The following is a 502-nucleotide window of genomic DNA, read 5'->3' on the forward strand; positions in this document are numbered from 1 at the left end:
ATTCCTGATCTCGCCTAGGCTCGTCGGAATGACGGATTCATTCATTTATTTAAAAAGAAAAGTGACCAACCCCAAAGCTCGTCATTCTGAACAGCGAGGGACGAGCGTGATTCAGAATCTGCCAACAAAAAAGTGCTGTGGTAGAGGTGTTTCCTCTCGCTTTACAGTACTTTGATATTAGATTCCTGATCTCGCTTAGGCTCGTCGTAATGACGAACTAATTCATTTATTTAAAAAGAAAAGTGGCCAACCCCAAAGCTCGTCATTCTGAACAGCGAGGGACGAGCGTGATTCAGAATCTGCCAACAAAAAGTGCTGTGGCAGGGATGTTTCCTCTCACTTCACAGCACTTTGATAGTATATTCCTGATCTCGCCTAGGCTCGTCGGAATGACGGATTCATTCATTTATTTAAAAAGAAAAGTGACCAACCCCAAAGCTCGTCATTCTGAACAGCGAGGGACGAGCGTGATTCAGAATCTGCCAACAAAAAAGTGCTGTGG

At 44.2% G+C, this 502-nt stretch carries 1 protein-coding gene; it reads left to right on the plus strand.

Annotation, left to right across the window (positions count from 1 at the left end):
- Positions 1-287: 287 nt before the first annotated feature.
- Positions 288-502: hypothetical protein (locus ACTS60_RS01710; protein ID WP_440886893.1), on the plus strand; the 215-nt coding region annotated here is incomplete at its 3' end.

The organism is Vibrio sp. WZ-1 (assembly GCF_052037695.1).
Classification (GTDB): domain Bacteria; phylum Pseudomonadota; class Gammaproteobacteria; order Enterobacterales; family Vibrionaceae; genus Vibrio.